26 protein-coding genes are annotated in these 26,564 nt (G+C 65.7%); 14 read left to right on the forward strand and 12 right to left on the reverse strand.

Annotated elements, in window-relative coordinates; all coding sequences use genetic code 11:
• Positions 1-67 precede the first annotated feature (67 nt).
• The 4 genes from HOY34_RS01660 to HOY34_RS01675 all read left to right on the forward strand — a co-directional run bounded on the left by HOY34_RS01660 (position 68) and on the right by HOY34_RS01675 (position 4,303).
• Complete coding sequence (locus HOY34_RS01660; RefSeq protein WP_172359555.1) at positions 68-1,171, forward strand: class II histone deacetylase; 1,104 nt, start codon at positions 68-70, stop codon at positions 1,169-1,171.
• Positions 1,172-1,245: 74 nt separating this feature from the next.
• Positions 1,246-1,968, forward strand: a complete 723-nt coding sequence (locus tag HOY34_RS01665) for a DNA alkylation repair protein (protein WP_172359556.1) — start codon at positions 1,246-1,248, stop codon at positions 1,966-1,968.
• Between the two features lie 113 nt (positions 1,969-2,081).
• Positions 2,082-2,702, forward strand: a complete 621-nt coding sequence (locus HOY34_RS01670) for a glutathione S-transferase family protein (RefSeq protein WP_172359557.1) — start codon at positions 2,082-2,084, stop codon at positions 2,700-2,702.
• 86 nt (positions 2,703-2,788) lie between these two features.
• Positions 2,789-4,303 (forward strand): VOC family protein, encoded by a 1,515-nt coding sequence (locus HOY34_RS01675; RefSeq protein ID WP_172359558.1) that lies wholly within the window; start codon positions 2,789-2,791, stop codon positions 4,301-4,303.
• 39 nt (positions 4,304-4,342) lie between these two features.
• On the opposite strand, the gene HOY34_RS01680 is transcribed toward HOY34_RS01675, so the two are convergent.
• Entirely contained in the window at positions 4,343-5,296 is a 954-nt protein-coding gene (locus HOY34_RS01680) for a LysR family transcriptional regulator (protein ID WP_172359559.1), read from the reverse strand.
• A gap of 136 nt (positions 5,297-5,432) precedes the next feature.
• Between HOY34_RS01680 and HOY34_RS01685 the strand changes: the two genes are divergently transcribed.
• Positions 5,433-6,371 carry a ring-cleaving dioxygenase gene (locus HOY34_RS01685; protein ID WP_172359659.1) on the forward strand — a complete coding sequence of 313 codons (939 nt, stop codon included), beginning with the start codon at positions 5,433-5,435 and terminating at the stop codon, positions 6,369-6,371.
• A gap of 164 nt (positions 6,372-6,535) precedes the next feature.
• Here HOY34_RS01685 and HOY34_RS01690 read toward each other — a convergent pair whose 3' ends face one another.
• Positions 6,536-7,441 carry an EamA family transporter gene (locus HOY34_RS01690; RefSeq protein ID WP_172359560.1) on the reverse strand — a complete coding sequence of 302 codons (906 nt, stop codon included), beginning with the start codon at positions 7,439-7,441 and terminating at the stop codon, positions 6,536-6,538.
• 297 nt (positions 7,442-7,738) lie between these two features.
• Here HOY34_RS01690 and nrdR point away from each other — a divergent pair, with 297 nt between their 5' ends.
• Together nrdR and ribD are read left to right on the forward strand one after the other, a co-directional pair.
• Positions 7,739-8,209, forward strand: coding sequence for a transcriptional regulator NrdR (nrdR, locus tag HOY34_RS01695; RefSeq protein WP_172359561.1), 471 nt, complete (start codon positions 7,739-7,741; stop codon positions 8,207-8,209).
• Positions 8,210-8,292: 83 nt separating this feature from the next.
• Positions 8,293-9,384, forward strand: a complete 1,092-nt coding sequence (gene ribD / locus HOY34_RS01700; RefSeq protein WP_301538875.1) for a bifunctional diaminohydroxyphosphoribosylaminopyrimidine deaminase/5-amino-6-(5-phosphoribosylamino)uracil reductase RibD — start codon at positions 8,293-8,295, stop codon at positions 9,382-9,384.
• 93 nt (positions 9,385-9,477) lie between these two features.
• Here the strand turns inward: ribD and HOY34_RS01705 are convergent, their stop codons facing one another.
• The gene (locus HOY34_RS01705; protein WP_172359562.1) at positions 9,478-10,170 is read right to left on the reverse strand and encodes an HAD family hydrolase; all 693 of its coding nucleotides are present in this window, start codon (positions 10,168-10,170) and stop codon (positions 9,478-9,480) included.
• A gap of 121 nt (positions 10,171-10,291) precedes the next feature.
• Positions 10,292-10,573: a DUF3572 domain-containing protein gene (locus HOY34_RS01710; RefSeq protein ID WP_172359563.1), complete on the reverse strand. Its 282-nt coding sequence runs from the start codon at positions 10,571-10,573 to the stop codon at positions 10,292-10,294.
• Positions 10,574-10,995: 422 nt separating this feature from the next.
• Between HOY34_RS01710 and HOY34_RS01715 the strand changes: the two genes are divergently transcribed.
• A complete protein-coding gene (locus HOY34_RS01715; RefSeq protein WP_172359564.1) occupies positions 10,996-12,384 on the forward strand; it encodes a diguanylate cyclase in 1,389 nt (462 codons plus the stop codon).
• A gap of 137 nt (positions 12,385-12,521) precedes the next feature.
• Here the strand turns inward: HOY34_RS01715 and pdxY are convergent, their stop codons facing one another.
• The gene (gene pdxY, locus HOY34_RS01720) at positions 12,522-13,415 is read right to left on the reverse strand and encodes a pyridoxal kinase (RefSeq protein WP_172359565.1); all 894 of its coding nucleotides are present in this window, start codon (positions 13,413-13,415) and stop codon (positions 12,522-12,524) included.
• Between the two features lie 294 nt (positions 13,416-13,709).
• Between pdxY and HOY34_RS01725 the strand changes: the two genes are divergently transcribed.
• On the forward strand, positions 13,710-14,702 hold the full coding sequence (locus HOY34_RS01725; protein WP_172359566.1) for a DUF6925 family protein: 993 nt from the start codon (positions 13,710-13,712) through the stop codon (positions 14,700-14,702).
• Between the two features lie 207 nt (positions 14,703-14,909).
• Here HOY34_RS01725 and HOY34_RS01730 read toward each other — a convergent pair whose 3' ends face one another.
• The 6 genes from HOY34_RS01730 to HOY34_RS01755 form a co-directional block, all read right to left on the reverse strand.
• A complete protein-coding gene (locus tag HOY34_RS01730) occupies positions 14,910-16,994 on the reverse strand; it encodes a TonB-dependent receptor plug domain-containing protein (protein WP_172359567.1) in 2,085 nt (694 codons plus the stop codon).
• Between the two features lie 205 nt (positions 16,995-17,199).
• Positions 17,200-17,985, reverse strand: a complete 786-nt coding sequence (locus HOY34_RS01735) for an ABC transporter ATP-binding protein (protein ID WP_172359568.1) — start codon at positions 17,983-17,985, stop codon at positions 17,200-17,202.
• Complete coding sequence (locus HOY34_RS01740; protein ID WP_172359569.1) at positions 17,973-18,989, reverse strand: FecCD family ABC transporter permease; 1,017 nt, start codon at positions 18,987-18,989, stop codon at positions 17,973-17,975. Before HOY34_RS01740 ends, HOY34_RS01735 begins: the two co-directional genes overlap by 13 nt.
• 14 nt (positions 18,990-19,003) lie before the next feature.
• Positions 19,004-20,050 carry an ABC transporter substrate-binding protein gene (locus tag HOY34_RS01745; RefSeq protein WP_172359570.1) on the reverse strand — a complete coding sequence of 349 codons (1,047 nt, stop codon included), beginning with the start codon at positions 20,048-20,050 and terminating at the stop codon, positions 19,004-19,006.
• Positions 20,047-20,553: an SAM-dependent methyltransferase gene (locus tag HOY34_RS01750; protein WP_172359571.1), complete on the reverse strand. Its 507-nt coding sequence runs from the start codon at positions 20,551-20,553 to the stop codon at positions 20,047-20,049. The genes HOY34_RS01745 and HOY34_RS01750 overlap by 4 nt, the downstream gene beginning before the upstream one ends.
• A gap of 4 nt (positions 20,554-20,557) precedes the next feature.
• Entirely contained in the window at positions 20,558-20,767 is a 210-nt protein-coding gene (locus HOY34_RS01755) for a TOBE domain-containing protein (protein ID WP_172359572.1), read from the reverse strand.
• Between the two features lie 234 nt (positions 20,768-21,001).
• Here HOY34_RS01755 and HOY34_RS01760 point away from each other — a divergent pair, with 234 nt between their 5' ends.
• The 4 genes from HOY34_RS01760 (at position 21,002) to HOY34_RS01775 (ending at position 25,214) form a co-directional block, all read left to right on the forward strand.
• The gene (locus HOY34_RS01760) at positions 21,002-21,778 is read left to right on the forward strand and encodes a metallophosphoesterase family protein (RefSeq protein ID WP_216654600.1); all 777 of its coding nucleotides are present in this window, start codon (positions 21,002-21,004) and stop codon (positions 21,776-21,778) included.
• On the forward strand, positions 21,775-23,316 hold the full coding sequence (locus HOY34_RS01765) for a serine/threonine protein kinase (RefSeq protein WP_172359573.1): 1,542 nt from the start codon (positions 21,775-21,777) through the stop codon (positions 23,314-23,316). The genes HOY34_RS01760 and HOY34_RS01765 overlap by 4 nt, the downstream gene beginning before the upstream one ends.
• A 102-nt stretch (positions 23,317-23,418) precedes the next feature.
• The gene (locus tag HOY34_RS01770; RefSeq protein ID WP_172359574.1) at positions 23,419-24,210 is read left to right on the forward strand and encodes an arginine deiminase family protein; all 792 of its coding nucleotides are present in this window, start codon (positions 23,419-23,421) and stop codon (positions 24,208-24,210) included.
• A 5-nt stretch (positions 24,211-24,215) separates the two neighbouring features.
• Entirely contained in the window at positions 24,216-25,214 is a 999-nt protein-coding gene (locus tag HOY34_RS01775) for a GT-B fold glycosyltransferase domain-containing protein (RefSeq protein WP_172359575.1), read from the forward strand.
• Between the two features lie 197 nt (positions 25,215-25,411).
• Here HOY34_RS01775 and HOY34_RS01780 read toward each other — a convergent pair whose 3' ends face one another.
• Positions 25,412-26,245 carry a response regulator gene (locus tag HOY34_RS01780; RefSeq protein ID WP_172359576.1) on the reverse strand — a complete coding sequence of 278 codons (834 nt, stop codon included), beginning with the start codon at positions 26,243-26,245 and terminating at the stop codon, positions 25,412-25,414.
• Positions 26,246-26,337: 92 nt separating this feature from the next.
• Here HOY34_RS01780 and HOY34_RS01785 point away from each other — a divergent pair, with 92 nt between their 5' ends.
• On the forward strand, positions 26,338-26,514 hold the full coding sequence (locus tag HOY34_RS01785; protein ID WP_172359577.1) for a NepR family anti-sigma factor: 177 nt from the start codon (positions 26,338-26,340) through the stop codon (positions 26,512-26,514).
• The last annotated feature ends 50 nt before the right edge of the window (positions 26,515-26,564 follow it).

The following is a 26,564-nucleotide window of genomic DNA, read 5'->3' on the forward strand; positions in this document are numbered from 1 at the left end:
GGCTATTTTCCGCTTGCCCCCGGGCTATGGGCCAGCCCAACTGGGCCCGCAAGACAGGAGGCCCCAGATGACGACCGGATTTTTCTCAGACGAGCGCTGCTTCTGGCATGGCGGCGGCAATTATGCGCTGACGCTGCCGGTGGGCGGGCTGGTGCAGCCGACCTTTGGCGGCCTGCCGGAAAACCCCGAAACCAAGCGGCGGCTGAAAAACCTGTTAGAGGTCACCGGGCTGCTGGCCACGCTTGACCATCGCAGCGCCCCTGCCGCCAGCGACACTGAGCTGGCCCGGGTCCATCCGCAAAGCTATCTGGATGCCTTTCGCGCCGCCTCAGACGACAAGGGCGGCGAGTTGGGTCTGCGCACCCCCTTTGGCCCTGGCGGCTATGAGATCGCGGCGCTTTCCGCCGGGCTGACCACCGCTGCGCTGCGGGCCGTGTTGCGCGGTGACCTCGACAATGCCTATGCGCTGTCGCGCCCGCCCGGCCATCACGCGCTGCCCGACTGGCCGAATGGGTTTTGCCTGATCAACAACATCGCCGTCGCCATCGAGGCCGCCCGCGCCGAGGGCCTCGCCCAGCGTTTCGTGGTGCTGGACTGGGATGTCCATCATGGCAATGGCACCGAGGCGATCTATTACGAAGACCCCGATGTCCTGACGATCTCGATCCACCAGGAGCACAACTACCCGCTCGACACCGGCGATGCGGACGATCAGGGCCGGGGCGCGGGGCTTGGCTATAACGTCAATCTGCCCTTGCCGCCCGGCGCCGGGCATCTGGCCTATCTGGCCCTGACAGAGCGCGTCGTCTTGCCGAAAATCCGCGCCTTCCGCCCCGATGTGATCCTGGTCGCCTGCGGCTTTGACGCCTCGGGGGTGGATCCGCTGGGACGGATGTTCGCCACCTCTGAAACCTTCCGCCAGCTGACCCGGATGGTGAAAGAGGCGGCGCGGGATCTGTGCGGCGGGCGGCTGGTCCTCAGCCATGAGGGCGGCTATTCCGAGGTTCATGTGCCCTTCTGCGGCCATGCGGTGATCGAAGAGCTGTCGGGCAGCCCTATCCACGCCCCCGACCCGCTGGCCCAGACCCTGCACAAACGCCAGCCGGGACCAAGGATGGATGCCTTCCTTGATGAATGGATCCTTGATCTGGCCCGCCAGCACGGGGTCTGAACGCCCCGTCCCCGCTCTGGCTCTTGTCCCGCCCCCGCGCTATAGCGGGCGCGACCCCTCAGCCGGAGCCCCCGATGACGCATGCCGTATCCCTCGCCTCTGCCCTTGACCAGCTGCAGAGTGAGGCCGATCCGGCCCGCGCCGCCGAGGCGGCCCATGCCCATAAAGTTCAGCGCGAGTATCTGGGCATCGCGGTGCCGCGCCTGACCGAACTGGCAAAGGAATGGCGCGAGGGGCTGGATCTGGACCAGCGCCTCGCCCTGGCCTCAGACCTGTGGCAAAGCAATATCCATGAGGCGCGGATCGCGGCGGCGAAACTGCTGGTCCAGGCCCGCATCCGCCCCGATGACGGTGTCTGGGCGCTGATCACCTCCTGGGTGGCGCAGTTTGACGGCGCAGAGATCGCCGACCAGGTTGCCGATGCCGCAGGCCGCAGGCTGATCGCAGATCCCGCCCGCCTGGATGAGGTTGAGGCCTGGACGAAATCGCCGCTGATCTGGGCCCGCCGCGCCACGCTGACCTTCACCCTGCCCTGGACGCGGATGAACAACCCCAAACCCCAGGACCAGGAGATCCGCACGCGCGTGCTGGCCTGGGCGGCGGGCTATGTCAGCGAAAGCGACTGGTTCATGCAAAAGGCCGTGGGCAGCTGGCTGCGCGATCTGTCCAAACATGACGCCGCCCTGATCGAGGCCTTTCTGGCCGGCCCCGGCGCTGGTCTGAAAAGCTTTTCGCGCAAGATCGCCCGCACCTATCTGCCGCAGGTTGCACCACTCAACCCAGACGCGCGGGACTGACGACACAACCCACGCCGTTCGCTATTCCAGAACGCGGCATTGCCGCGAAAGGGGCTGCCCCCCGCGCCCTGAATTGCCATATGGTCGGTCAGAGAATCCGACAGGAGGCAATGATGACAAAGCTTTTCTTCAAACAGGGCGCATGCTCGCTGGCGCCGCATATCGTGCTGGAATGGATCGGCAAACCCTATGAGGCGGTGCGCGTCACCTCGGGCTCGCCCGAGATCCTGGCGGTGAACCCGACGGGCGCGGTGCCGGTTTTGCAAGAGGATGACGGCTGGGTGCTGACCCAGGCGGGCGCGATCCTGGAGTATCTGGCGAACAAACACCCCGAGGCGGGCCTCGGCGGTGGCGACAGCATCCGTGCCCGGGCCGAGACGCATAAATGGTCGGCCTTCCTGACCTCGGATGTCCATGCCGCCTTCTGGCCGGTGTTCATGCCCGACCGCTATACGACCGACCCGTCGGATGCTGCCAAAGCCGCCGTTTTTGACGCCGCCATCGCGCAGGTCCGGAAGAAATTCGCCATCCTCAACGACCATATGGCCGGGCGGGAGTGGTTCCTTGACGGCGGGCGCTCGGTGATCGACGCCTATTCCTTCCCGATGATCCGCTGGGCGCGGGGCAAATTGCCAAATGGCCTGACGGATTACCCCCATGTGCAGGCGCTGCATGATCGGCTGGCGGCTGATCAAAGCGTGCAAACCATCCTCGCCCGTGAGGCCGGAAAGTAATCCGGCCACCACAGACGACCACGGGCATCGCCCCAAACACAGGCATCGCCCCAAACACGGGCATCGCCCCAAAAAGGAGCAGCATCATGACGACCGGCATCCATCATGTCACCGGCATCACCGCCAACGTCCAGGCCAATGTCGATTTCTACATGGGCTTTCTTGGCCTGAGCCTCGTGAAACAAACGGGCGGCTATGAGGATGCCGAGCAGCTGCACCTGATCTACGGCAACCCCAAGGGCGACCCCGGCAGCCTTGCCACCTTCCTGGTGTGGGAGGGGGCCGGGCGCGGGCGCACCGGGCTGGGCCAGGTCTCAGAGTTCAGCTTTGCGGTTCCTGCCGCCTCGATCGGCGACTGGCTGACAAAGGCGCTGTCGGCTCGCCTGAAGGTCGAGGGCCCCTCGCGTGAGTTTGGCCAGCCGGTTTTGCGGCTGAAAGATCCTGACGGGATGGTGGTGAAACTGGTGGGGACCGATCTGCCCGAAGATGCAGATCACCCCACCGCCGCCCCCACTAGGCTGCAGGCGGTGACACTGCTGACGGCGGATGCGGATGGCACGGCGGCTTTCGTCACCCGCTTTGGCTATCACGAGATCGCCCGCGAAGGTGCCACGATCCGGCTGCAATCTGACACGGATGTCGTTGATATCCTTGGGGTTTCGGGCTTTGTGCCCTCTATCCCCGGCGCAGGTGTGGCCGATCACGTCGCGTTTCGCGCGGCAGATGCGGATGCCCTGCGTGAGATGCGGCTTTCGCTGAAAGACCACGGCCCGACCCATGTGCATGACCGCAAATATTTCCTGTCGCTTTATGTCCGCGAACCCGGTGGCAGCCTGATCGAATATGCCACCGACGGCCCCGGCATGGGCGTCGATGAAGCCGCAGACCAGCTTGGGCGCATCCTTTTCGTGCCCGAGGGCGATGCGGCGCGTGCAGATGATCTGCGGATCATGCTGCCCCAGTTCGCCCGCCCGGGCGAAGAGAGGTTTCCGATGCGTGATCTGCCCTTCATCCACCGCTTTCACCGCCCCGAGGATCCCGATGGCTCGACCATCATCCTTTTACACGGCACCGGCGGCAATGAGACCGACCTGATGCCGCTGGCCCATAAGATCGCGCCCAGGGCGGTGCTTTTGGGGGTGCGCGGACGCTCGACCGAGGAAGGGATCAACCGCTGGTTCCGCCGCTTTGACGCGACCACCTATGACCAGGCGGATGTGCGGGCCGAGGCCGAGGCTTTCGCGGGCTTTGTCGAGGGCGCGGTCGGCGGCTATGGCATTGATCCGGCCCGCCTTTCCTTCCTGGGCTATTCCAACGGGGCCAATCTGCTGGGCGCGGTGATGCAGCTGCAGCCGGGTCTGGTGCAACGCGCGATCCTTTTGCGGGCGGTTCAGGCGCTGAATGAGGCCCCTTCGGCCACACCCGCGCCGGCGAATGTGCTGATGCTGAACGGGGCGCGCGACCCCTTTGCCAGCATGGCCCCGCCGCTTGAGGCCGCCCTGCGCGCTGCCGGTGCCGGGGTCAGCACCGAGACGCTTTCCGCCGGGCATGAGCTGGCGGCAGAGGATCTGGGCCTTGCAAAGGCCTGGCTGGAAAGCTGAGCCAGGAACGGCACCCGCATTTCAAAAGGCCCCGGTCCGTCAAAGGCCGGGGCCTTTTTCCACATCCTGCAGCCAGGGCGCACCGCGCCCGAAGGCCTCGGCCAGATGGTCGATAAAGCGGCGCAATTTCAACGGCATCGGCTGCACCGGCGGCCAAAGCGCCATCACCGGCAGCCCCCGTGTTCCGCAGTCCCCCAGCAGATGCACCAGCGCACCAGAGCGCAAGGCGGGCGCGGCGATAAAGCCCGGCAGCATCGCAAAGCCCAGGCCCGCCACCGCCAGATCACGCATCGCCTCGCCATTGTTGACGCTGATCCGCTCGGCCACCGCGGGTGCGATCAGGCGGCCGTTCTCCTGCAGCTGCCACAGCTCGGCATTCGGGATATGGCTGTAACCGATCACCGGCTGGCCGCTGAGATCCTGCACCCGCGCGGGCCTGCCGTGCTGCGCCAGGAAATCCGGGCTGGCACAGACCAGCGAGCGATCCTCGCAAAGCTTGCGCGACATCAGCGCCGAGCCGGTCTGCAACCCGATGCGGATCGAGAGGTCAAAGCCCTCACGCGCCAGATCCCGCGCCCGGTCGTCATAATCGACGCGGATCTCAAGCCCCGGATGCGCCTTTGCGAAATCGGCAATCAGCGGCGTCAGATGCAGAGTGCCAAAGGTCATGGGCGCGGCGATGGCAAGCGTACCGCGCAGCCCCTCTGCGCTGGCGCCATCCCCCGACATGCCCCCCCATGCCGCCGATTCCGCCGCCTGACGCAGCTCTGCCAGGGCGGGGCGAAAGCGCTCGGCCAGCCGCCCGGCGGCCTCGGTCGGGATGATGCGCCCGGCATTGCGGCGAAAAAGCGCGGCACCCAGCCCGGTTTCCAGATCGCTTAGCCGCTTCGAGACCACCGATTTCGAAAGGTTCAGCCGCGCCGCAGCGGCCGTGACGGTGCCCAGCTCCATCACGGTCAGGAAAGTGTCGATTTCATCGAGAGAGTAATGCATGGCGCGACTGTGATCGCTCTGGCAGCGTTCGTAAAGTGCGAACGCAGGGTCAGGCAATGCCTTGCTGGAAGGAAACACATTCGGGGCGCATATTCAGGACAACGAAAGGAGGCCGATCATGGCAAACTCTTCTGAACTGACGCTGGGTGGCATCCACCACCTGACCGCAATCACCGCCAATGCCCCTGAAAACAAACGGTTCTATACTGAGACGCTGGGGCTGCGGCTGGTCAAGAAAACCGTGAACCAGGACGATACCTCGGCCTATCACCTGTTCTATGCCGATGGGCTGGCCAGCCCTGGCACCGATCTGACCTTCTTCGACTGGCCCGTCGGACGCGAGCGGCGCGGCACCTATTCGATCAGCCGCACCGGGCTGCGGATCGCGGCTGACAGCTTTGATTTCTGGGCCGCACGGCTGCGGGGTCAGGGCCTGGAGACCGGCGCGATCCAGGAGACCGATGGCCGTGTCAGCCTCGACTTCGAGGATCCAGAGGGCCAGCGCTTTCGCCTGACCGCCGATCAGCCCGGTGAGCCGAACCCCTGGGCGAAAAGCCCGGTGGCTGCCGCGCATCAGATCCGGGGGCTGGGGCCGATCACGATCTCGGTCGCGGATCTCGCGCCGACCAAGGCGGTGCTGGAGCAGGTGCTGAACATGCGCGAAAGCGGCAGCTATGCCAGCCCCGATGGCGAGGGGGCGGTGCATGTGTTCAGCATGGGCCCAGGGGGGCCGGCGGCCGAGTTGCATGTGGCGGTCCAGCCTGGCCTGCCGGTGGCGCGTCAGGGGGCGGGCGCGGTGCATCACGTGGCCTTCCGCACGCCGGATACACAGGGGATCGCCGATTGGGCAGCACGGCTGAGGGAGTTTCGGATCCCCTCTTCGGGTGAGGTAGAGCGCTATTACTTCCGCAGCCTCTATTTCCGCGAACCGGGTGGAAACCTGTTCGAGATCGCCTCGGACACGCCCGGCTTCACCGTTGACGAGCCGCTGGAGAGCCTGGGGGAACGCCTGTCACTGCCCCCCTTCCTTGAGGGCAAGCGCGAACGGATCGAGGCCGGCCTGAAACCGCTCTGACCTGAAACCGCTGTGACCTGCACCCCCGCTGACGCAGATCAGGGGCGCTGGCCGCCCGCCTTCGGCGGGCGGCGGGGAGGGGGGGGGGGGGGGGGGGGGGCGGCCCCCCCCCCCCCCCCCCCCCCCTTCCCGGTCGCGCTCTTTGCGTGACCGCAGCCTTCCGATCAGCCGAAGAACAAAAGCACCAGAATACCAGCGGTGATCAGCAGGCATCCAAGCGCCTCACGCCAGGTGATTTTCTCCCGGAAGAAAAACACCGTCGCCGCAAAAGTGAACAACATTTCCACCTGCCCCAATGCCTTCACCATCGCCGCGCTTTGCAATGTCATCGCCGCAAACCAGCAAAACGAAGCGCTCGCCCCGCAGACGCCTGCAAAGAGCGAGACCTTCCACGCCCGCGCAATCCGTGCAAACTCACCACGCTCGCGCCAGAGCATCCATGCCCCCATCACCAGCACCTGCAAACACAGCGTCGCAACCAGCGTCACCGCCGCCTGGGTCAGGAAATCCGGCCCGCCCACCGATGTTGACGCCGCCCGATAAGACACCGCCGAGACCCCGAACATCATGCCTGAGCCAAGGCCGATCAGCGCATTGCGCTGGAACACCGATGTCAGGGTGGCGCGCCACCCGGCCTGAACATGGGCAACCGAGATCAGCATCACGCCCAGCACGCTGATCAAAATCGCCGCCAGCCCCCCGGCTGACACCCGGTCCCCCAGAAACAACAGCCCAAAAAGCGCCGCCTGGGCAGGCTCGGTCCGCGACCAGGCGGTTCCTACTGCGAAATTTCGGAACGAAAACACATGGATCAGCGCGAAAGTCCCCGCGATCTGCGCCAGCCCCCCCAGCGTCACCCAGCCATAGAAGGCAGGCTGCAGATCCGGTACCGGTGCCTCTGCCCGCCAGCGCAGCAAAACGAGAAACAGGATCGCCACCGGCAGACCAAAGCCAAAGCGGACAAAGGTCGCCCCCGTCGTTCCCATCGCAGATTTCAGATGTTTTTGCGCCACAGAGCGCAGGTTCTGCAGGAATGCACCTGCAAGTGTGATCGGGATCCATAAAGCCATGCGCCTGTGCCTATGCCAGCGACGCGGCGCTGACAAGGAAGGCCAGCACCCCCGGGTATCCCAGCCGCTTCACCGCAGTCAGTAGCCCCCGCACGAAACCTCTGCCCGATTTCACAGCAGATCCCCTGGCTTTCCGCCCGCGTTTGAGTCCTCGCGGCCACACCCAGGCCACACAATATCCGGTGGTTAATTTTTTCCCTTTCTCTTCATCCGGTGGTGGTGCCTATAGTCAGCTCAATGAACCGGGGGGAACACCCGGTCTTGAGGCAGGACATAACAACAAGCAAGGAGGGCGCCATGCGCTGCCCATTCTGCGGCAATATCGACACCCAGGTGAAGGACTCGCGTCCCGCCGAAGATCACGTTTCGATCCGTCGTCGCCGTTTCTGCCCCGCCTGTGGCGGGCGTTTTACCACCTATGAACGCGTGCAGCTGCGCGACCTGGTGGTCGTGAAATCCAATGGCAAACGCGAAGATTTCGACCGCGACAAGCTGGAGCGCTCGATCCGTATCTCGATGCAAAAGCGCCCCATCGATCCCGAACGCATCGACCAGATGATCTCGGGCATCGTGCGACGGCTGGAATCGATGGGCGAGACCGATATTCCCTCGCGCACCATCGGGGAAATCGTCATGGAGTCCCTCGCCAGGATCGACACGGTCGCCTATGTTCGCTTTGCCAGCGTTTACAAAAACTTCCAGGCTGCCGGTGATTTCGACCGCTTTGTCAGCGAGCTGCGGCCCGCAACCGACAAAGCCGAGGAATAATCTCCGCCAGACGGAAACGGTGACCGAAACGGTGGCTGAAACGGCGGGCTGAAAACTCCGCCGCACCAGAAACCGGAGCGATCATGACAGTCGACGATCAGACCCATATGGCCCATGCCCTGCGCCTTGCTGCGCGGGGCAATGGCACATGCTGGCCCAACCCTTCGGTCGGTTGCGTGCTGGTGAAAGACGGGCGCATCGTCGGGCGCGGCACCACTCAGCCCGGCGGTCGCCCCCATGCCGAGCGCGTGGCCCTGGCCGAGGCGGGCGCGGCCGCACGCGGCGCGACCGCCTGTGTCACGCTTGAACCCTGCGCCCATCACGGCAAGACCAGCCCCTGCGCCGAGGCCCTGGTGGCCGCGGGCGTCGCCCGTGTCGTCACCGCGATCACCGACCCTGACCCGCGGGTGGCCGGGCGCGGCCATGCGATCCTGCGCCAGGCAGGCATTGCCGTGACCGAGGGCGTTCTGGCCGATGAAGCCTCTGAAATCGCGGCTGGCTTTCTGAAACGGGTGACCCGGGGCCTGCCTTTTGTCACCCTGAAACTGGCCACCACCCTTGACGGGCGGATCGCCACCGCCAGCGGTGAAAGCCGCTGGATCACCGGGCCGGATGCCCGCCGCGCCGTGCATGCGATGCGGATGCAGCATGACGCGGTGATGGTGGGATCAGGCACCGCCCGCGCCGATGACCCCGATCTGCGGGTGCGCGATATGGGGGCGGTGCGCCAGCCCGTTCGCCTGGTGATCGACAGCGGCCTGACCCATAGCGCCCAAAGCCGCCTTGGCACCTCGGCGCATGAGGCCCCGGTCTGGCTGGTTCATGGCGACCATGCACCGGATGAGGCGCGCGCAGCCTGGACGGCACGCGGGGCGAAGCTGATCCCCTGCCCTTCGGCGGATGCGCATCTCAACCTTGATGCCGCCTTGCGGGCGCTGGCGGCCGAGGGCCTGACCCGGATTTTCTGCGAGGGCGGCGGTGCCCTCGCGGCAGCGCTGATCCGCGCGGGCCTGGTGGATGAGCTGGCGGTCTTTGCCGCCGGGGCGCTGATCGGCGCGGATGGCCGGGCGGCGCTTGGGCCGCTGGGGCTGCAGGCGCTGGCCGATGCGCCGCGCCTGCGGCTGCTATCCTCGCGCCGGGTCGGGGGGGATACCCTCAGCCGCTGGCGGTTCTGAGCGACTTCGCAGACGGGCCGGGCAGAGACAGGCCCATCTGGGGACAAACCACTTTGCTGGCAGGCCCCTCTGCAGAGGGGGCCCGCCCTCAGATCACCCCTTCAGCCCATCCAGCCAGGCGGGCAAGCCACCGATATCGGCCAGCACCACATCGGCATGCGGGGCCAGATCATCCCTGGTTGCGATCCCGGTCAGAACCGCGACCCGGATCATCCCCGCAGCCCGACCCGCCTCAAGATCATGCAGCGAGTCGCCGATCATCGCCACCCGGCCAGGCTGCAGACCCTGCTGCGCCACAAAGGCGTTCAGCATGCCCGGCCCGGGCTTTGCCCCATAACCGCTGTCATAGCCTGCAACGAAATCCAGAAGATCCGTCAGCCCATGCGCTGCGATATGGGCCTGGGCGGGGCGCTCTGAATCATTGGTCACCACGCCCAGCTTCAGCCCCCGCCCCCGCAAAGCGGTGAACAAAGGCACCAGCGGCACGGCCTCGGCCATAGCGGCCGTCGCTGCCGCCTGGTTGATGCGCTGTGTCAGCTCTGCCAGCGTCACCGCCCCGAGATGAGGCTGCAGCGCCGCCGCAATATCCGCAGCCGTCGCCGCGATCACCGGGCTGTCGGGCAGGAAATCATTCGTGTCCGGCAGATAGCCCACGGCCGCCGCCAGCCGGGCGCCATGATCCGCATCCTGCGCCAGGCCTGACAGAAAACCGCCCGCCCAGGCGCCCCAGCTTTTGCGAAAGTCAAACAGGGTGCCGTCTTTGTCAAATAGCAGCGCGTCGATCATGGTTCGTCCTGTTTTGTGGTTTACGGCCCCGCGCCACCTGTGCCGGGTCGCTGCATATTCATTGCCGGGGCGGCAAGCCCGCGCTGCCCTGGCCGCGACCAGGCAAAGCCTGCGCCCGACCTCAGGTCCAGTTTGGCATCTCGCCCCCCGGCAAGGCCCCCCGCGCCAGCATCACCGCCTCTGGCCGCTGATCGGCGCTGGCCGCGAAATCAAGCAAAAGGGGCTCGTCGCTCAGCAGGAAGTCGAGGACTGCGGCCAGGACCTCATTCTCGCCCGCACGCTGGCGCAGCTCATCCGCGCCGATACCGCTTTGGGCCAGAAAGGGGCTGATCCTGTCCTCATCTGCCGCCAGCCAGGCCAGCGCCTGCAATGCCAGAACCTGCGCCTGTTCCTGCCGGGTCATCCTTTGCCTCTCCAATTCTCGCTGACGGGTTTCAGCCCCAGCAGCCGGGGCCGCCCCCACCAGCCCCCTTCATCGACCCGCCATGGCCTGAGGTCAATCCATCTCTGCCGCGCCACCGGATGCCCCTGCAGCCAGGGGCGAATCTGTCCCGGGGCCCCCGGGGGCCGGGCGTTTTCCGGCAGCTTTGTAAACGTATTCGTTAACGACCCATCGGCGGTTAATTGCCGCCCCTGTCAGGTTATCCCCTGGAAATTGGAGTTATCCCAAGGCTTACACACATATTCCAGGGCTGATCCCGAAAAGGTGACAGCGCTATAAATGATTTGTTAACTATCTCCCTGGCAAAATCATAACAGATCACGGGCATCCTGTAACAGATGCCACGGGATCTGAATTTTGCCAGATAGTTGGACTTTTCAGCCATGCAACGCCGTATCCTGATCGCGGATTCGAACGCCGCCACGCGGATCATGTTTCAGAACCATCTGGGCGATGGACTGTTTCGCACCCTGCTCAGTGCGGATGCGGCGGCCTGCCTGCAGATTGCGCGGCGTGAGCGGCCGGATCTGATCGTGCTGGATTGCGATCTGCCCGATATGGCCGGGCCAGAGGTGGTTGCCGCCCTGCGGGCCGATCCGCGCACCCGCCAGGTGCCGGTGATTGTGCTGGTCCCGGCCAACGCGCCGCAAAAGCGGCTGCAGGCCCTGCGCGCGGGTGCCGATGACGTGATGGACAAGCCCGCCGATATATCGGTGCTGCTGGCGCGTCTGCGCAACCTGCTGCGCCAGCGCGAAGAGGCACAGCTGCTGGCCCGCGCCTGGGGCAGCGACCTGCCTGAATTCCTGGGCCTGTCCGAGCAAAAAGACAGCTTTCAGCCGGTTGGTCCGGTGGGCGTGATCACAAGCCAGGCCGAGACCGCCCAGGCCTGGAAAGACCGCCTTGCGCCCCGCCTGCGCGATCAGGCCCGCAGCTATCTGCCCGCCGAGGCCGCCAGCCTGGGCTATAGCGACCCTGAATCCCCACCGCATGTGTTCCTGATCGAGGCCGATCAGGCCAATGGCAGCAGCGGGCTACGGCTGATGACCCAGCTGGCCAGCGTCACGCCGTTCCGCCATTCGATGTTTTGCATCATCGCCCCCGAGGCCAGCGATGCGGCGGCGATGGCCTTTGACCTTGGGGCGCATGATGTCGTGAACCCCTGGGTCTGCGAGGAAGAGCTGGATCTGCGCATCCGCCTGCTCTTGCGCCGCAAGCAACAGGCCGATGCCGAGCGGCGCTCGCTTGAGGCCGGGCTGCGGCTGGCGATCATTGATCCGCTGACCGGCATCTACAATCGCCGCTATGCCTTCCCGCGTCTGGCCGGCATCGCCGAGCAGGCCGCCATCGCGCGCACGGAATTTGCCGTGCTGGTGGTGGATATCGACCGCTTCAAATCGGTGAATGACCGCTATGGCCACACCACCGGCGACACGGTCCTGATCGGGGTGGTGCAACGGCTGCGCGACCGGCTGCGGGTGAATGACCTGCTGGCACGGATCGGCGGCGAAGAGTTTCTGATCGTTCTGCCCGAGACCTCGGCCCTTGAGGCCGCGCGCATGGCCGAGCGGCTGCGCGATGCCGTCAGCGCCACACCGATTGACGGGGGGGCAGGCGTCACGCTGGGGGTGACGATCTCGATCGGGGTCAGAACAGGCGGCGGCCCGGGCCGCGAGACAGAGGATGTGACGGCAATGGTTGCGGCAGCAGATGGGGCGCTGATGCGCTCTAAGATCTCAGGGCGCAATACGGTGACCTGCTACTCTGCGGCCTAATGCACCACGCCGAGGCGGGGCAACAGCTGGCATGCGGGGGGGCGTTTGGGGGTAGCATTGGGGGGCTGTTCTTTGCGCCCGGGCATTGTGCCCGCCGCCTGCCCTGCCCCGCAGCCCGTTATACCTCTTAACCCGCTCTACCCAGCAGCCAGTTCAGAAAGCGCGGTCAGGAAGGCCGGATTGGTCAGCATCACTTCCTGGCGGCCCAGGGCCTCGGCTTCGCGCATCGCAATCGCGGTCAGCTTTTGCGCCAGCACCACCGCATCCTCAAGAGGCCTGCCCTTCGCCAGCGAGGCCACAATCAGCGCAGAGAACAGGTCCCCCGTGCCCGACAGCGCCAGCGGCAACTGCGGTGCCGGATGGCGGCTGACAGAACCTGTCACCCGGTTTTCTTGCCCTGTAGTATCTGGCCCCACAGTTTCTGGCCCCACAATCACGCTTTCAAGGCAGCCTTCGGGGCTGTCCGCCAACACGCAGCCGGTGGCAACCACCCTGGCCTCGGGCCTCAGGTTCAGCCCGGCACGCGCCGCGCCGAGATCGGCAAGGCTGTTGATCTGCTGGCCCGACAGCAGCGTCAGCTCAAACGGGTTCGGCGTGCACAGATCGGCCAGCGGCAAAAGCGCGTCGCGGATCACCGCCACCACCGCCTCGGGGACATAGCGCCCCGGCCCCGCATCGCCGATCACCGGGTCGCACAGATAGATCAGCGCGGGATTGCTGGCCTTAGCGCGGGCGATGAAGGCCGCCGCCTGTTCGGCAATCGCCGCCGAGCCGATGTAGCCCGTCATGATAAACGCCGCCCGCCCGGGCAGGCCACGCTCTTCCGCGCCCAAAAGCAGATCGGCGAAGAAATCCTCGGGCAGCGCCCGGCCGCGCAGGGTGGGGTAATCGGGGGTATTCGAGAAAACCACCGTCGGGATTGCCGCCACCTCCAGCCCGGCCGCGCAAAGCGGAAACAGCGCCGCCGAATTGCCGACATGGCCAAAGACAACCTGGCTCTGAACCGAGATGATAAGAGGCGGAGTTTGCATATTCTGTCCAGGCCGGATTCGTCTGTTCTGCGCAGAGGTTACATCCCCCCGCCGCAAGATTACCAGAGCGGCAATGTATCTGCACAATCCGCCCGCCCCATGCGCCCGATCCAGCCGCCTGATCCAGGCGCACCTCCCAGACCCGCAGCCAGACGCGCCTCCAGACCCGCCGCCCCGAAACACCACCCCGAAACACCGCCAACCGCATAATTGCCGCGCCGATGCACAATCCCTTTGACCGGGGCCATATCGCCTGTCTCTATCCCGGCAGGGCCAGACCGCCCCGAGGCAGCCATGACCGATCCCACGCCCCGCGCCAGCCAGTATGAAGCCGAGGCCCTTCTGGCGCGGCTTTTCGGCGCATCGGGGCATTTGTGGAGCGTGGGAACCCTGCAGGCCTTTATCGGGACTGAGCTGGCCGCCCCTTCCGGCGGCCCCATCAGCGATGTGCCCAGGTCAGCGGGCGATGAGGTGGTGATCGGGGATGCCATGACACAGGCCAGGACACGGGCCAGGCTGCGACCGGGGGCGCGGCTTCTGGCCTTTGAAACGCTCAGCAGCGATCCCAGGGGCTGGAACCATGCCATCGCCCTTTGCGCAACCGATCTGCCCCCCCGGAGAAAGGCGCAAAGCGCCGCCCTGGCCCTGATCTCCGGTGACGCGGATGCCATCCTGGCGGATCACCGCGACCGGGCCGCGCTTGATCTGGGGCTGGGCCATCCTGGGCTTTGCGCCCTGTTCCGCCCCGACCCCTTCGGGGTCGCGACATCTAAGGCGCTGATCGGGCAATGCTTTCTCGCGGCAAAGCCTGCGCTGATGCAGATCGCGGGAACATGGATCGTCGACACGCCTTTCGTTCGGATCGAGGTCACCACCGCGCCGGGCGATCCCTGCCCCCTGCACCATATTCCCGATCCGCGCGGCCGGACCCATGCCGCGACCACCCCGCTGCCGCCGGGCTGGCTGCCGCTGGCCCATATCTTCCCGCCGCATCCTGCCCGCCTGCGCCCAGGTGTCAGCCAGGCTTTGGATCATGAAAAGCACCGCGCCTTTCAGGCGATCCTTGCGCAGCATGGCCGCGCCGATCTCTGGGCGCTGAAAACCGCACTGCGCGCCCAGCTGCAAAGCGGCAGCTTTCAGCCCCCCGATACCGACAGGCATGGCGCAGCCGTGATCCGTGTGGCGCTGCGGCAATGGCTGGCGGAAACCGGAACGGCCCCGCCCCTGCCCTGGCTTGAACGCTTTGACCGCCCCCTGCTGGCCGCCCTGCGCAAAGAGGGCGGCTGACATCTGGCGCATTCAGCGCATCTGCCGATCCGCACAAAAGGAAACACCGCCCCCCACCTCGCGGACAGAGCGAGGCAGAGAGCGGTGTCCTTGCAGCCGAATGTGAAGCCGGCTGTGACATTGGCCAGACTTCCCGGGGCCAGACTTCCCGGGGCAGAATTTCCCGGCGCCGGACTTCCCGGCCAATGCCGTGATCTGAGACCCGGCTCAGAACCGGATCGACGAGGTCAGATAGAAGCTGCGGCCTTCCTCGGGATAGCCCTCGACCACCGAATAGTTGCGGTCAAAGATATTGCGGACGCCAAAGGCGACATCCGCCTCTTCGCTGATCTGCCAGGACATATCCAGGTTGGCCAGACCAAAGCCCGACATCCTGGTATAGATCGGCGCATTGCGATTGCCCGAGCCAACGGCCGGATCCGACCAGCGCGAGCCATAGATCTCGACCGAGGGCGAGACGGTCAGACGGTCCAGCGCCTGCCAGTCCAGCCGCACATAGGCCTTGTGGCGCGGGATATCGGTCACCTGTGCGCCGGTGATATTGTCGTCATCGATCTTGAGATCCATGAAGGTATAGTTGCCGCGCAGGGCCAGGGTGTCGCTGACCTCCCAGCTGGCTGCCACCTCAAAGCCCTGGTAAGTCGCCTTCGAGAGGTTCTGACGCTGCGTCAGCCCGCCCGGCTGGCCGATGGCCTGGATCGCGTCAGAGATACGGCTGTAAAAGACCGCGCCTTCCAGACGAACCGGGCCAAGATCGCCCTTATAGCCCAGCTCGAAGTTCAGCGCCCGTTCCGGCCCCAGATCCGGGTTCGGGATCGTGGTGCCAAAGCCCGAGGAATAGCGGTGGAACAGGGTCGGGAAACTGGTGCGCGACGAAAGGCTTGCGTGATACTCGCCCCCCGACTGTGGCGTCCAGACCGCCGCGGCCTGCCAGTTCACCGCATCATGGGTGAAGACAGGCTCTCCGGGTGATGCCGAGGTGCGGTTCGCCTCGATGACTTTCGCCTTTTCATAGCTGAGGCCCGCAATCAGGCGCAGATCATCGCGCAGGGTCCAGGTGTCCTCGACCGCAAGCGAGATGGTCTCTTCCTTGCTGTGCTCGGTCGGCAGGATGGTGCCGCCCGACGGATCGCCGGGGCGCTCATGATCGGTGGCGCGGTGGACGTCGCGGCGGAACGAGGTGGCAAAGCGCAGATCATGCTGGCCCAGCGTCACGCCATATTCCAGGCTGCCGCCCAGCGAATAGTCGTCATAAAAGCTGTTGAAGGCGCGCGGCAGGGTCTGGCTGTCGTGATCAGCATCATCCCAGGCCGAAAGCGTGTTCTTAAAGGTGTTGTAGAACAGCTTCGTCTTCAGCGTGCCCTCGTCAAGCTCCGTTGTCGAATAGAAGGCAAGGCTTTCGATATCCCATTCCGGCCAGGTCCAGTCGCGCTGACCGCCCCGGGTGACCGGATAGCCCATCACCGGCAAAAGCGTGCTGTAGGGGGCGGATTTCTCGCCTTCCTGGCGGGTGTAGCTGAGGACATATTCGTCGGTCGCATTGGGGGTATAGCCCAGCTTCAGGTTCAGACGGCTGTCATCGGTGGCGCTGTCACGGCGCAGACCCTCGCCCTGATAAGGGAAGGCGGGATCGGGCTGATAGTCGCGCGAGAGGTAATAGCCATCGCTGTCGCGGCGCATATAGGACAGCTGACCATACCAGAATTCCTGCTTCGTCCCCAGCGAGACATAGCCGTTGCGCCCGGTGACATCGCCGCGGTTCCCGGCCTCAAGGCCAAGCCGCGCCTCGCCCTCAAAGGCTTTGGTCGGTTTACGGGTCACAAGGTTGATCGCGCCACCCATGCCGCCCGGGCCGTTGATCACCGAGACATAGCTTTTCTGCACCTGGATCTCGGCCAGATCCGGGGTCAGGAAACGGCCGTGATCCAGGCGGTTGTCGGCGGGCAGATAGATGCGGATGCCGTCAATCGACAGCGGCACATGCCAGCGGTCAAAGCCGCGCACAAAGACCTCGCGCTCATTGCGCGAACCACCGCCCGAGGGCGTGGCCGAGACGCCCGGCAGCACGCCCAGCGTGTCATCCAGCGTGGCGCGGTTCTGGCGCGCGGCCTCGGTGCCGGTCACGGTGGTGGTGGTGCCGCCCTGGGCTTCCTCATCCGCGCCCAGATAGATCGTTCCCAGCGAGAAAGCGCGGCTTTCTTCTGCAGGATCAACAGATTGGGCAAGGGCTGGCAAGGTGGTGATGCCGGGCAGGATCACACCTGCAAGCACCAGACGCTGCAACAAAGACATTCAAGAATCCTTCCTGTGGCTCGGGATGCGCGAAGGCCCGCCAGACGGGCACAGGCCTGGCCCTGTCTCAGGGGCAAAGCCGGGGCCGGTCGGCGGAGTTCCGCGAATCGTTATGTATGGTGAAATACATCGAGGCGGGGAAGGCAAGCCATCCGCTGCGCGAGCCCCCCGCCCAGGTTGCCTCAGAGTGGCAATTTGATCACCCTCAGTAGAACAGCCTGCGGCCATCCGGGCTGATCGCCTGGCGCACGGGGGTGCCGTAAAGGCGCGAAAGCGTCTCGGCCTGCAAGACCTGCGCGGCGGGGCCTGATGCGACCACCCCGCCCCGGTTGATCAGCAGCGCATGGCTGGAAAGCGCCGCCGCATGATCGGGATCATGGGTCGAAAGGATCACCGGCGTGCCCTCGCCCGCCAGCCGCCGGATCGCCTCTGAGACCTGGGCGCGATTGGCGAAATCGAGGCTGGCGGTCGGCTCGTCCATCACCAGTCCGCCCGCGCCCTGGGCCAGCGCACGGGCGATCAGCACCATCTGGCGCTGGCCGCCCGACAGCCGGGTGACATCGCGCCTGGCCAGATCTGAGATGCCCAGCCGTTCCAGCGCCTCATGCGCCTTTGCCTCTTCGCGGGGACCAGGGCGGGCCAGCCCCGAAAGCCGCGCCGCCGCCCCCATCAGCACGATATCAAAGGCGCTATAGGCGAAAGGCGGCTGCAGCGATTGCGGCACATAGGCCAGATGCCGGGCGATCCGCGCCCGGCCCAGCAGGGCCAGATCGCTGCCGCCAAGGGTGATCTTGCCTGCAAGCGGCGGGATCAGCCCCAGCAGCGTGCGAAACAGCGTGGTTTTCCCCGCGCCATTCGGGCCCAGCAGGCAGAGAACCTGGCCCGCCGCCAGCGTCAGATCAATGCCTGTGATCAGCGCCTCGCGTCCGTGGCCGATGCTCAGCCCCTGCGCCTGCAGCAGCGGTTGACGCGTCTGTGTCACAGGCTCCATCTGCGTGCCCCCCTGGCCAGCAGCACCACGAAAACCGGCGCGCCCAGCACGGCTGTCAGAATTCCCAGAGGCACCTCGATCAGCGCGATGGAACGGGCGGCGGTGTCAACCAGCACCATGAACCCCGCCCCGATCAGCAGCGCCGCAGGCAGCATCCGGTCAAAGCGCGGCCCCGCCGCCAGCCGCGCCATATGCGGCACCATCAGCCCGATCCAGCCGATCACCCCCGCCAGCGCCACCGCCGAAGCCGTCATCAGCGTGGCCGCAGCGATCACGATCAGCCGCAGCCGCCCGGCCTCAACCCCCATAGCGCGGGCCTCGTCATCGCCCATCGCCAAAAGGCCGATCCGCCAGCGCAGCGCGATCAGCGGCACCAGCCCCAGCAGGATCGCCGGCGCCGCCGCCATCAGATCCAGCCGTTTGACACCCGCCAGACTGCCCATCAGCCAGAAGGTGATCGCGGGCAGTTGCTCGTCCGGGTCGGCCAGCAGTTTCACCAGCGAGATCCCTGCCCCCACCAGCGCCCCGATCACGATGCCGCAAAGCACCATGACCAGAAGCTGCGCGCCCCCGCGCAGGGCAAGGCTTAAGCCCATCACCAGCGCGACCGTGCCCAGGCCAAAGCCAAAGCCCATCGCCTGGATCATCATCACCGGCAGGCCCAACAAGATCCCCAGCACCGCGCCAAACCCCGCCCCCGCCGAGACGCCCAGAATATCGGGCGAGACCAGCGGGTTGCGAAACACCGTCTGATAGGCCGCCCCCGCCGCCGCCAGCGCAGCCCCGATCAGCGCGGCTGAAACAACGCGCGGGCCGCGGATATTCCGCAAGACCGTATAGGCGCGGGGATCAGGCTCAGTGCCGGTCAGAACGCCAAGGATCTGCCCCGGCGTCAGCGGATAGGGCCCGATTGCAAAGCCCAGGGCCATCACCAGGAGCAGCGCAAAACCCAGCCCCGCCAATGAGACCGCAAATGAGGCCGCCAGTGAAAAAGAAAGACGCATCCCGGATCCGCGCCCTATTGGCCCAGCAAGGCGTCCAGCCCGGCCTCATCGGGGGTGACCTGGTAGAACAGCGTATAGAAATCGCGGATCTCTTCGCGCAGATCGCCGCTTGCCTGATCGGGATAGAAAAGATGCGCCAGATATTTCAGCCCGATCAGCCGATTGACCGAGGGCGGGGCGTCGATAAAGCCGAAAGGCTGCGCGGGCACCAGATAGACCCGCCCCTGATCCACCGCCGGAATGCCCTGCCATTCCGGCATCTGCGCCACACGCTCGGGGAAGCCGGGCTCGACGGTCAGGATGATATCGGGGGCCCAGGCCTGGATCTGCTCGGGCGAGACGGTGACAAGGCCGCGCGTCTCGGCCTCGACAACATTGGTGCCGCCCATCCGCTCAATGATCTCGGCATTGATAGAGCCACGCGCCGGGCTTTCCAGCCCCTCAGGGCCACGCGCCAGATAGACGCGGGGGCGGTCGGCCTGCGGGATCTGCGCCAGCAGGGCATCGGCCTCGGCATAGGTGGCCTCGGCATAGGCGGCCAGCGCCTCGCCGCGATCAGGCACCTGCAAGACCGCCGCCAGCTGCCGGATCGCCTGCGGCGTGGCCGCGAAACTGCCGTCGATCAGCAGATAGGGCAGCCCGGCCTGATCCTCGATCCGGGTGGCAAGGTCGCGGTAGGTGTCATTGACGGTGCCGAAATCGACGATCAGCTGCGCGTCGGTGGTCAGCAAAACCTCAAGGTTCAGCGTGTCGCCCTTGCCCGTCAGCCGCCCCAAAGCGGGCAGATCGCGGGTCTGGGGCAAGAGATAGGGCAGATCCCCGGCCTTCGGGGCCATGACCCAGCCGACCATCGCCTCGGGCTTTAACGCATATAGCAGCACCGAGGCGGGCGGCCCGGCGGCAAAGACCCGGGCCGGATCGGCTGGCACCAGAACCTGGCGTCCAGTGGCGTCCTGGACGGTCTGGCCGTCAAAGGCCCGGGCGGGCGCGGCAAAGCCGATCAGCCCAGCCAGCAGCGGCACCATGGCCGCACCAAAGACACGCCGGGTCAGTAAACTCATGGAATTGCTCCGAATTCGCCTTTGATATCCAGCAGCGGCGTGCCGTCGACACAGTCGAGGCCGCGCACCACCAGCTCTGCGCCCTCGACGCGCAACAGCCGCACCACCGTCGCCGCAATCGGATTGGGCCGGACCGGAGAGCGCAGCGAGAATGTCCCCACCGAGGCGTCGCCGAAATTCGGGTTTTGCAAAACCAGATCGCGGCGCGACAGATGCATCCAGTATAAAAGCTGGATCCGCGCGCGCCCCGCGACACCTGCGAGCCCGTCGATCCAGCGCGGGTCCAACTGCACCCGGCAGTCGGGGCCATTTTCAGGATCGCCGCGTCGCGGGCACTGGCTGCGCTCAGTCCAGGGGGTGCGCAGCCGCCCGATAAACCAGACCGAGGCGTCAAACTGCGCGGGCAGGCTGACCGCCCTCTCATGCGGGCGCAGCGCGTCGCGGCCCTCATCCTGGCCCCCGTTATGCCCCCCGGAAAGGGCCAGATCCGGCACTTCGGTCATCGGCTCAGTCCTCGATGCCGATCATCACATCCGAGGCCTTGATCACCGCCGAGGCCTTTGCGCCCACCTTTAGCCCCAGCTCTGCCACCGCCTCATTGGTGATCGCCGCCGTCACCACAGAGCCGCCCAGATCCAGGCGCACATGACTGGTTACCGCCCCGGTCACGATCTCGATCACGGTGCCCGGCAGGACATTTCTTGCGCTCAGTTTCATCTTTGGCTCCGTCGGTTGGGGTGTCGGTTGGGGTGGCACATCGGGCGGGAAAAGCCTCATTATGTATCATGATATATAACGCAGCAGGCGACAAGGTCCGCCTGACTGACAAAACACCGGGGCAAAAGCGCATAGTTCTGCAACTGGCCACCCGGGCGGCGGCATGAATTGCTGTGGCGAAAATAGGCGTTTTGCCCGGCGCATGCCTCTGCCACAATGATGCAAACAGGGGAGATGACCGGGCAAATGCGTCTGGCGCTGATCAGCGACATCCATGGCAATCGTGAGGCGCTTGAGGCGGTGCTGTCTGACGCCGCCGCCCGGCAGATCAGCCACTTTGTGGTGCTGGGCGATATCGTCGGCTATGGCCCCGACCCCGCCTGGTGTGTCGAACGCGTTATGGCATTGGCAAAGGCGGGGGCGGTGGTGATCCGTGGCAATCATGATGCCGCGATTGCAGAGGGCGGGCGCGACATGAACCCCCAGGCCCGCGCCGCAATCGACTGGAGCCGCCCGCGCCTGACGCAGACACAGCGCGACTGGCTGGCCACCCTGCCGCTGACGCAGCGAGAGGGGGAGATCCTTTTCACCCATGCCTCGGCGCATAGCCCCGGCGACTGGATCTATGTCACCTCGGGGCGCGATGCGATGGCCAGTTTCCGCAGCTCTGACGCCAGGGTGATCTTTTGCGGCCATGTCCATATCCCGGCGCTTTACAGCTGCGATCTGGTCGGGCGCGTGCATGACCATCAGATCGCGGCGCAGGTGGCGTCAGGCAATGCGCTGCCGCTTTTGCCCTCGCGCCGCTGGCTGGCGGTGCTGGGCGCGGTGGGCCAGCCGCGTGATGGCAGCCCCGCTGCGGCCTGGGCGATCTTTGACCGCGACCGCCAGGAGATCAGCTTTCGTCGCACCGCCTATGATCACGCGCTGACCGCCCGCAAGCTGCGCGGCTCTGACCTGGCCCCGGCCATAGCAGAGGCATTGGCCGAACGCCTGAGGGAGGGACAATGAACCAGACCCGGAACCCGCGCCAGAAACGCCCGCATCAGGGGCTGGAGATCGACGGCTTCACCCTGGGCGAGATGCTGCACCGGGGCGGGTTCGCCACCATCTGGCAGGTCAGCCACCCCGATCACCCCCGCGATATGGTGATGAAAGTGCCGACCATCCTGGATGGGGATGACGGCCCGACCATTGTCGGCTTCGAGACCGAGCAGATGATCCTGCCGCGCCTTTCCGGCCCGCATATCCCCGAGGTGATCGCCATGGGCGATTTCGCGGTGATGCCCTATCTGGTGACCGAAAAACTGCCCGGCGCCTCGCTGCAGGATGTGTTTGACGCGGTGACGGACCGCAGGCCCATGCCGCTGGAGGCGCTGATCGCCCTGGCCTGCGAAATATCCGCCGCGCTGCATCAGCTGCATTTGCAGCGGGTGATCCATCTGGATCTGAAGCCCGGCAATCTGATGCGCCGCGCCGATGGCACGCTGGTGCTGATCGACTATGGCCTTGCCCGCCACCTCGACCTGCCCGACCTGCTGGCCGAGGAATTTTCCATCCCGATGGGCACCTTCCCCTATATCGCGCCAGAACAATATCTGCGCAGCCGCAATGATCCGCGATCAGACATCTTCGCGCTTGGGGCGATGCTTTACGAGCTGGCAACCGGGACGCTGCCCTTTGGCCAGACGGTAACGCTCAGGGCGGTGCGGCGCAGGCTGTGGCAGGATCCCGTGCCGCCGATTGCGCTGCGCCCCGATCTGCCGCCCTGGCTGCAAGAGGTGATCCTGCGCGCGCTGGAGGTTGATCCGGCGCGGCGCTTCCAGTCCGCCGCGCAGATGCTGTTTGATCTGAGCAATCCGACCCAGGTGGCGCTGACCGCCCGCGCCGCAAAGCGACAGGCCGATGGCTGGCGTCTGCGGCTGCGGCGGCGCTGGCAGATGCGGCGGATCAGAGGTTTCGCGCCGCCACCCGACGGGGCAGGCCTGCCCGATCAGGCCACCGATCAGAGCCTGCAGCCGGCGGTTCTGATGGCCGCCGTTGATCTGGCCCCCGAGATGGAGCCCCTTTCCGCCCGCATCCTTCAGGCCATGCGCGAGGTGCTGCATTTCCGCCCCGAGGCCCGTGTGGCCTGCGTCAATGTGCTGCGCAGCGCCCGGATCGGTCTTGACATCGGCACCGACCAGGACGGCAACAATCTGCATGTGCAGCGCCTTGTCGCGCTGAAGGCCTGGGGCGCGCAGCTGGGCCTGCCCGAGGGGCGCGTCACCTATACCGTGCTGGAAAGCAGCGACCCCGCCGCCGCTTTGATCGACCACGCCGGGCGCATCATGGCCGATCAGATCGTGATGGGGGCCAGGGCCAGCTCCAGCCTCAGGCGCTATCTGGGCTCGGTATCGGCCCAGGTGGTGGCCGAGGCCCCCTGCAGCGTCACCATCGTCCGCCTGCCCGCCAGACGCCCCGAACACGGCCGCCCCGAACCCGACCGCCCCGTATCCGGCTTCACGCCCACACCAGATGCGGCGCCCGATCACGCATCCCCCCCCTGAGGCGATGCCCCGCCCGGGGCTTTTCCTGGCCGCCATTTCACGCTAGCCATATCCCTGGCCCCGCTGCAGCACCGCAGCCCCTGCCCCATTCCCGGAGACGTCATGCCGCGTTCCTATACGTTCAGCCATGCAATCAGCCGCAAACCCGCCGCCTCGATCATTCGCGGCCTGCGGGCGGTGGATACCGGCAACCCGGATCTGGCCCTGATGCAGGACCACCACGACGCCTATGTTTCGGCCCTGCGCTCGACCGGGGCGAGCGTCACGGTGCTTGACGCGCTTGACGCCTATCCCGACAGCGTTTTCGTCGAGGATACCGCGCTTTGCCTGCCCGAAGGTGCGGTGATCATGCGCCCCGGTGCGCCCTCGCGCCTGGGCGAAGCGGCCGAGATGGAGCCGCACCTCAGCGCTCTTTACAGCCAGATCCGCCGCATTGAAGGCGCAGACAGCTATATCGAGGGCGGCGATATCCTGATGGCGGAAACCGAGATCCTGGTCGGCCGCTCGGCCCGCACCAATGCGGCGGGGATTGCCGAGCTGGCGCGGCTGGTCGCCGACTGGGGCCATGTGGTGCGCGAGGTCCATACCCCGCCGGGCGTTTTGCACTTCAAGACCGATTGCTCGCTGATGGATGCGGAAACGGTGCTGGCCACTGACCGCCTGGCAGCCTCGGGCTGTTTTGAGGGCTATAAGGTGATCGCCGTCGCCGAGGGCGAAGAGGCCGCCGCCAATGCGATCCGCTTCAACGATATCGTGCTGTTCCCGGCAGGCTTTCCCAAAACCCGCGACCGGCTGGTGGCGGCGGGCTATCAGGTCACCGAGATCGGCAATTCCGAATGCCAGAAGATCGACGGCGGCATGTCCTGCCTGTCTTTGCGCTTTACCCCGCGCTGACCCCCATGAGCACCGCTCCCCTGTCGCCGCCCTTCAATATCGCAGCCGTCGTTCAGCGCGGGCGGCTTGGCTATGAGGCGCTTTTGCTGGCGGCCTCTCTCCGGGCGGCGGATCCGGGCTTTCAGGGGCGTCTTTTGCTGGCAGAGCCGCAGCCCGGCCCCCTTTGGCCCGAGGATCCGCGCCTGCCCGATGGCCCGCTGCGCGAACGTCTGCTGGAGCTGGGGGCCGAGTTCATTCCCTTTGAAAACAAGGTCTTCGGGGCCGCCTATGCCTATGGCAACAAGATCGAGATGCTGGCGGCGCTGCCCGATCAGCCCTTTCTGTTTCTGGACACCGACACGCTGATCAGTGGCCCGCTGTCCGGGATTGCCTTTGATTTCGCTCGCCCCTCAGCCTCGATGCGGCGCGAGGACACCTGGCCGAAGATCGAGCTTTACGGCCCCGGCTATGCCCAGACCTGGGGGGCGCTTTATCAGCGGTTTGGCCTGGATTTTGAGCGCTCGCTGGATCTGTCCTGGCCCGATGAATACTGGCAGCGCTATATGTATTTCAACGCGGGCTGGTTCTTCCATCAAAGCCCGGCAGCCTTTGGCAAACGCTTTCTGGAATACGCGGTGGCGATCCACAAAGACCGTCCCGAGGCACTGGTCTGCCAGGAGCTCTGGCCCTGGCTGGATCAGATCGCGTTGCCGCTGGTGATCTCATCCTTTGGTGGCGGGCGGCCCGGGCCGGAGCTGGCGGGGCTGGATGGTGCGGTGACCTGGCATTACCGGACGCTGCCGCTGCTTTACGCGCAAGCCCCCGCGCAGACGGTCGAGGTGCTGGACGATGTGGCACGGCAGAAGGAAAACCGCCGCCTGCTGCGCGACTGGGATCAGGCGAAGCAGATGATCTATCAAAACCGTGGTCGCAAGGCGCGGGCGCTGTTTGACCAGAACGACCTGCCCAAACGCGAGCAACTGGTGCGCAACACCCTGCGCCGCGAAGGGCTGTGGATGCGTTAAACCGCCCTGCGCCAAGGCCTGCGCCCCCCCAAAAAAGCCTGTCCCCAAAGCCTGCCCCTCAAAGCCTGCCAGGGACGCACCAGGCCATCAGGCCCCATCGCCGGATATGACAAAGGCGCGGGATTTCCGCGCCTTTCGCTTGTTTTTACCTTGTGCCGACTGGCCCCTGCGCCGTCGGCTCCCCGGAGCTGTCGCCCTCAGGCGTTCAGCGTCTCGGTCGATGAGAAGAACATCGCCTGGCTGACCGCCGAGCGGACCTGCTCTTCGGTATAGGGTTTGTTGATCAGGAAGGTCGGCTCTGGCCGCTGCCCGGTCAAAAGCCGCTCTGGGAAGGCGGTGATGAAGATCACCGGCAAAAGGCCCATATCGGCGATGATATCGCTGACCGCATCAATCCCCGAAGAGTTATCCGCCAGCTGAATGTCCGCGAGGATCAGATCGGGGCGCTCTTTGGCGGCCAGGGCCACCGCCTCGCTGCGGGTGCGGGCGACGCCGGTGACGCTGTGGCCCATCGCCTCGACGATGGCGGCGATATCCATGGCGATGATCGCCTCATCCTCGATGACCATCACCTTGCCGAGGATCGAGTTTTCCATCTCGGCAAAGGCGCGCTCCACCAGGGCGGCAGCCTCGTCCTCACTGGTGCCAAGAATCTGCCCGACCTCGGCGGCGCTGAAGCCCTCGATCGTTTGCAAAAGCAGCGCCTCGCGCGAATTGCGGGTCAGCCGCGCCAGATGCGCCTGGGCGGCGGCGGCAAGCCGATCCTCTGCCTTTGCAACCGGGGCATCGGCATTTTGCCAGACGCTGTGAAAGACCGAAAACAGCCCGACCCGCACGGTCAGACCCGTCTGCAATGCGGCCGGGTCAGCAAGGATCGCCTCAAGCGTGGCCATCGCATAGCGGTCGCCGCTGCTCTGGCTGCCCGTCAATGCCCTTGCATAGCGCCTCAGAAAGGGAAGTTCCCGGCTGATCGCCTGAGACAAATCTTCCCCCGGCGCTGCCTGCCCACCCGGGGCTGTGCTATCGGACATAAAATTTTCTCCGTTCTGCGCGCAGTTCATGGGAACCAAACGCCGGGCTGGGGCGTTTGGTTCCAACGAGCAATGGCAGGACTGCGAAGAAAATGCTACCAGGTAAACCCGCAGGGGCGACAAATCGCGCAGCGATCCGCACCCAGATCGACGAAAATCTACGGCGGGTTTACGATGAGGTCCTGACCGAGGACGTCCCCGATCGCTTCCTCGATCTGCTTGCACGGCTGCCGGGCGCAGCTCAATTCGCCGAAAAAACCGAAAAATGAATCCTGTCAGGCTGGTGCATGACAGGCTGGACGGTGCCGGAGACGGGTGC

The organism is Pseudogemmobacter hezensis, from assembly GCF_013155295.1.
GTDB classification, from domain to species: Bacteria; Pseudomonadota; Alphaproteobacteria; order Rhodobacterales; family Rhodobacteraceae; genus Pseudogemmobacter; species Pseudogemmobacter hezensis.

What these genes read in the sequence shown, in the direction of transcription:
- HOY34_RS01660 (WP_172359555.1), top strand. Translation starts at nt 68, where the DNA reads ATGACGACCGGATTTTTCTCAGACGAGCGCTGCTTCTGGCATGGCGGC.
- HOY34_RS01665 (WP_172359556.1), top strand. Translation starts at nt 1,246, where the DNA reads ATGACGCATGCCGTATCCCTCGCCTCTGCCCTTGACCAGCTGCAGAGT.
- HOY34_RS01670 (WP_172359557.1), top strand. Translation starts at nt 2,082, where the DNA reads ATGACAAAGCTTTTCTTCAAACAGGGCGCATGCTCGCTGGCGCCGCAT.
- HOY34_RS01675 (WP_172359558.1), top strand. Translation starts at nt 2,789, where the DNA reads ATGACGACCGGCATCCATCATGTCACCGGCATCACCGCCAACGTCCAG.
- HOY34_RS01680 (WP_172359559.1), bottom strand. Translation starts at nt 5,296, where the DNA reads ATGCATTACTCTCTCGATGAAATCGACACTTTCCTGACCGTGATGGAG.
- HOY34_RS01690 (WP_172359560.1), bottom strand. Translation starts at nt 7,441, where the DNA reads ATGGCTTTATGGATCCCGATCACACTTGCAGGTGCATTCCTGCAGAAC.
- nrdR (WP_172359561.1), top strand. Translation starts at nt 7,739, where the DNA reads ATGCGCTGCCCATTCTGCGGCAATATCGACACCCAGGTGAAGGACTCG.
- ribD (WP_301538875.1), top strand. Translation starts at nt 8,293, where the DNA reads ATGACAGTCGACGATCAGACCCATATGGCCCATGCCCTGCGCCTTGCT.
- HOY34_RS01705 (WP_172359562.1), bottom strand. Translation starts at nt 10,170, where the DNA reads ATGATCGACGCGCTGCTATTTGACAAAGACGGCACCCTGTTTGACTTT.
- HOY34_RS01710 (WP_172359563.1), bottom strand. Translation starts at nt 10,573, where the DNA reads ATGACCCGGCAGGAACAGGCGCAGGTTCTGGCATTGCAGGCGCTGGCC.
- HOY34_RS01715 (WP_172359564.1), top strand. Translation starts at nt 10,996, where the DNA reads ATGCAACGCCGTATCCTGATCGCGGATTCGAACGCCGCCACGCGGATC.
- pdxY (WP_172359565.1), bottom strand. Translation starts at nt 13,415, where the DNA reads ATGCAAACTCCGCCTCTTATCATCTCGGTTCAGAGCCAGGTTGTCTTT.
- HOY34_RS01725 (WP_172359566.1), top strand. Translation starts at nt 13,710, where the DNA reads ATGACCGATCCCACGCCCCGCGCCAGCCAGTATGAAGCCGAGGCCCTT.
- HOY34_RS01730 (WP_172359567.1), bottom strand. Translation starts at nt 16,994, where the DNA reads ATGTCTTTGTTGCAGCGTCTGGTGCTTGCAGGTGTGATCCTGCCCGGC.
- HOY34_RS01735 (WP_172359568.1), bottom strand. Translation starts at nt 17,985, where the DNA reads ATGGAGCCTGTGACACAGACGCGTCAACCGCTGCTGCAGGCGCAGGGG.
- HOY34_RS01740 (WP_172359569.1), bottom strand. Translation starts at nt 18,989, where the DNA reads ATGCGTCTTTCTTTTTCACTGGCGGCCTCATTTGCGGTCTCATTGGCG.
- HOY34_RS01745 (WP_172359570.1), bottom strand. Translation starts at nt 20,050, where the DNA reads ATGAGTTTACTGACCCGGCGTGTCTTTGGTGCGGCCATGGTGCCGCTG.
- HOY34_RS01750 (WP_172359571.1), bottom strand. Translation starts at nt 20,553, where the DNA reads ATGACCGAAGTGCCGGATCTGGCCCTTTCCGGGGGGCATAACGGGGGC.
- HOY34_RS01755 (WP_172359572.1), bottom strand. Translation starts at nt 20,767, where the DNA reads ATGAAACTGAGCGCAAGAAATGTCCTGCCGGGCACCGTGATCGAGATC.
- HOY34_RS01760 (WP_216654600.1), top strand. Translation starts at nt 21,002, where the DNA reads ATGACCGGGCAAATGCGTCTGGCGCTGATCAGCGACATCCATGGCAAT.
- HOY34_RS01765 (WP_172359573.1), top strand. Translation starts at nt 21,775, where the DNA reads ATGAACCAGACCCGGAACCCGCGCCAGAAACGCCCGCATCAGGGGCTG.
- HOY34_RS01770 (WP_172359574.1), top strand. Translation starts at nt 23,419, where the DNA reads ATGCCGCGTTCCTATACGTTCAGCCATGCAATCAGCCGCAAACCCGCC.
- HOY34_RS01775 (WP_172359575.1), top strand. Translation starts at nt 24,216, where the DNA reads ATGAGCACCGCTCCCCTGTCGCCGCCCTTCAATATCGCAGCCGTCGTT.
- HOY34_RS01780 (WP_172359576.1), bottom strand. Translation starts at nt 26,245, where the DNA reads ATGTCCGATAGCACAGCCCCGGGTGGGCAGGCAGCGCCGGGGGAAGAT.
- HOY34_RS01785 (WP_172359577.1), top strand. Translation starts at nt 26,338, where the DNA reads ATGCTACCAGGTAAACCCGCAGGGGCGACAAATCGCGCAGCGATCCGC.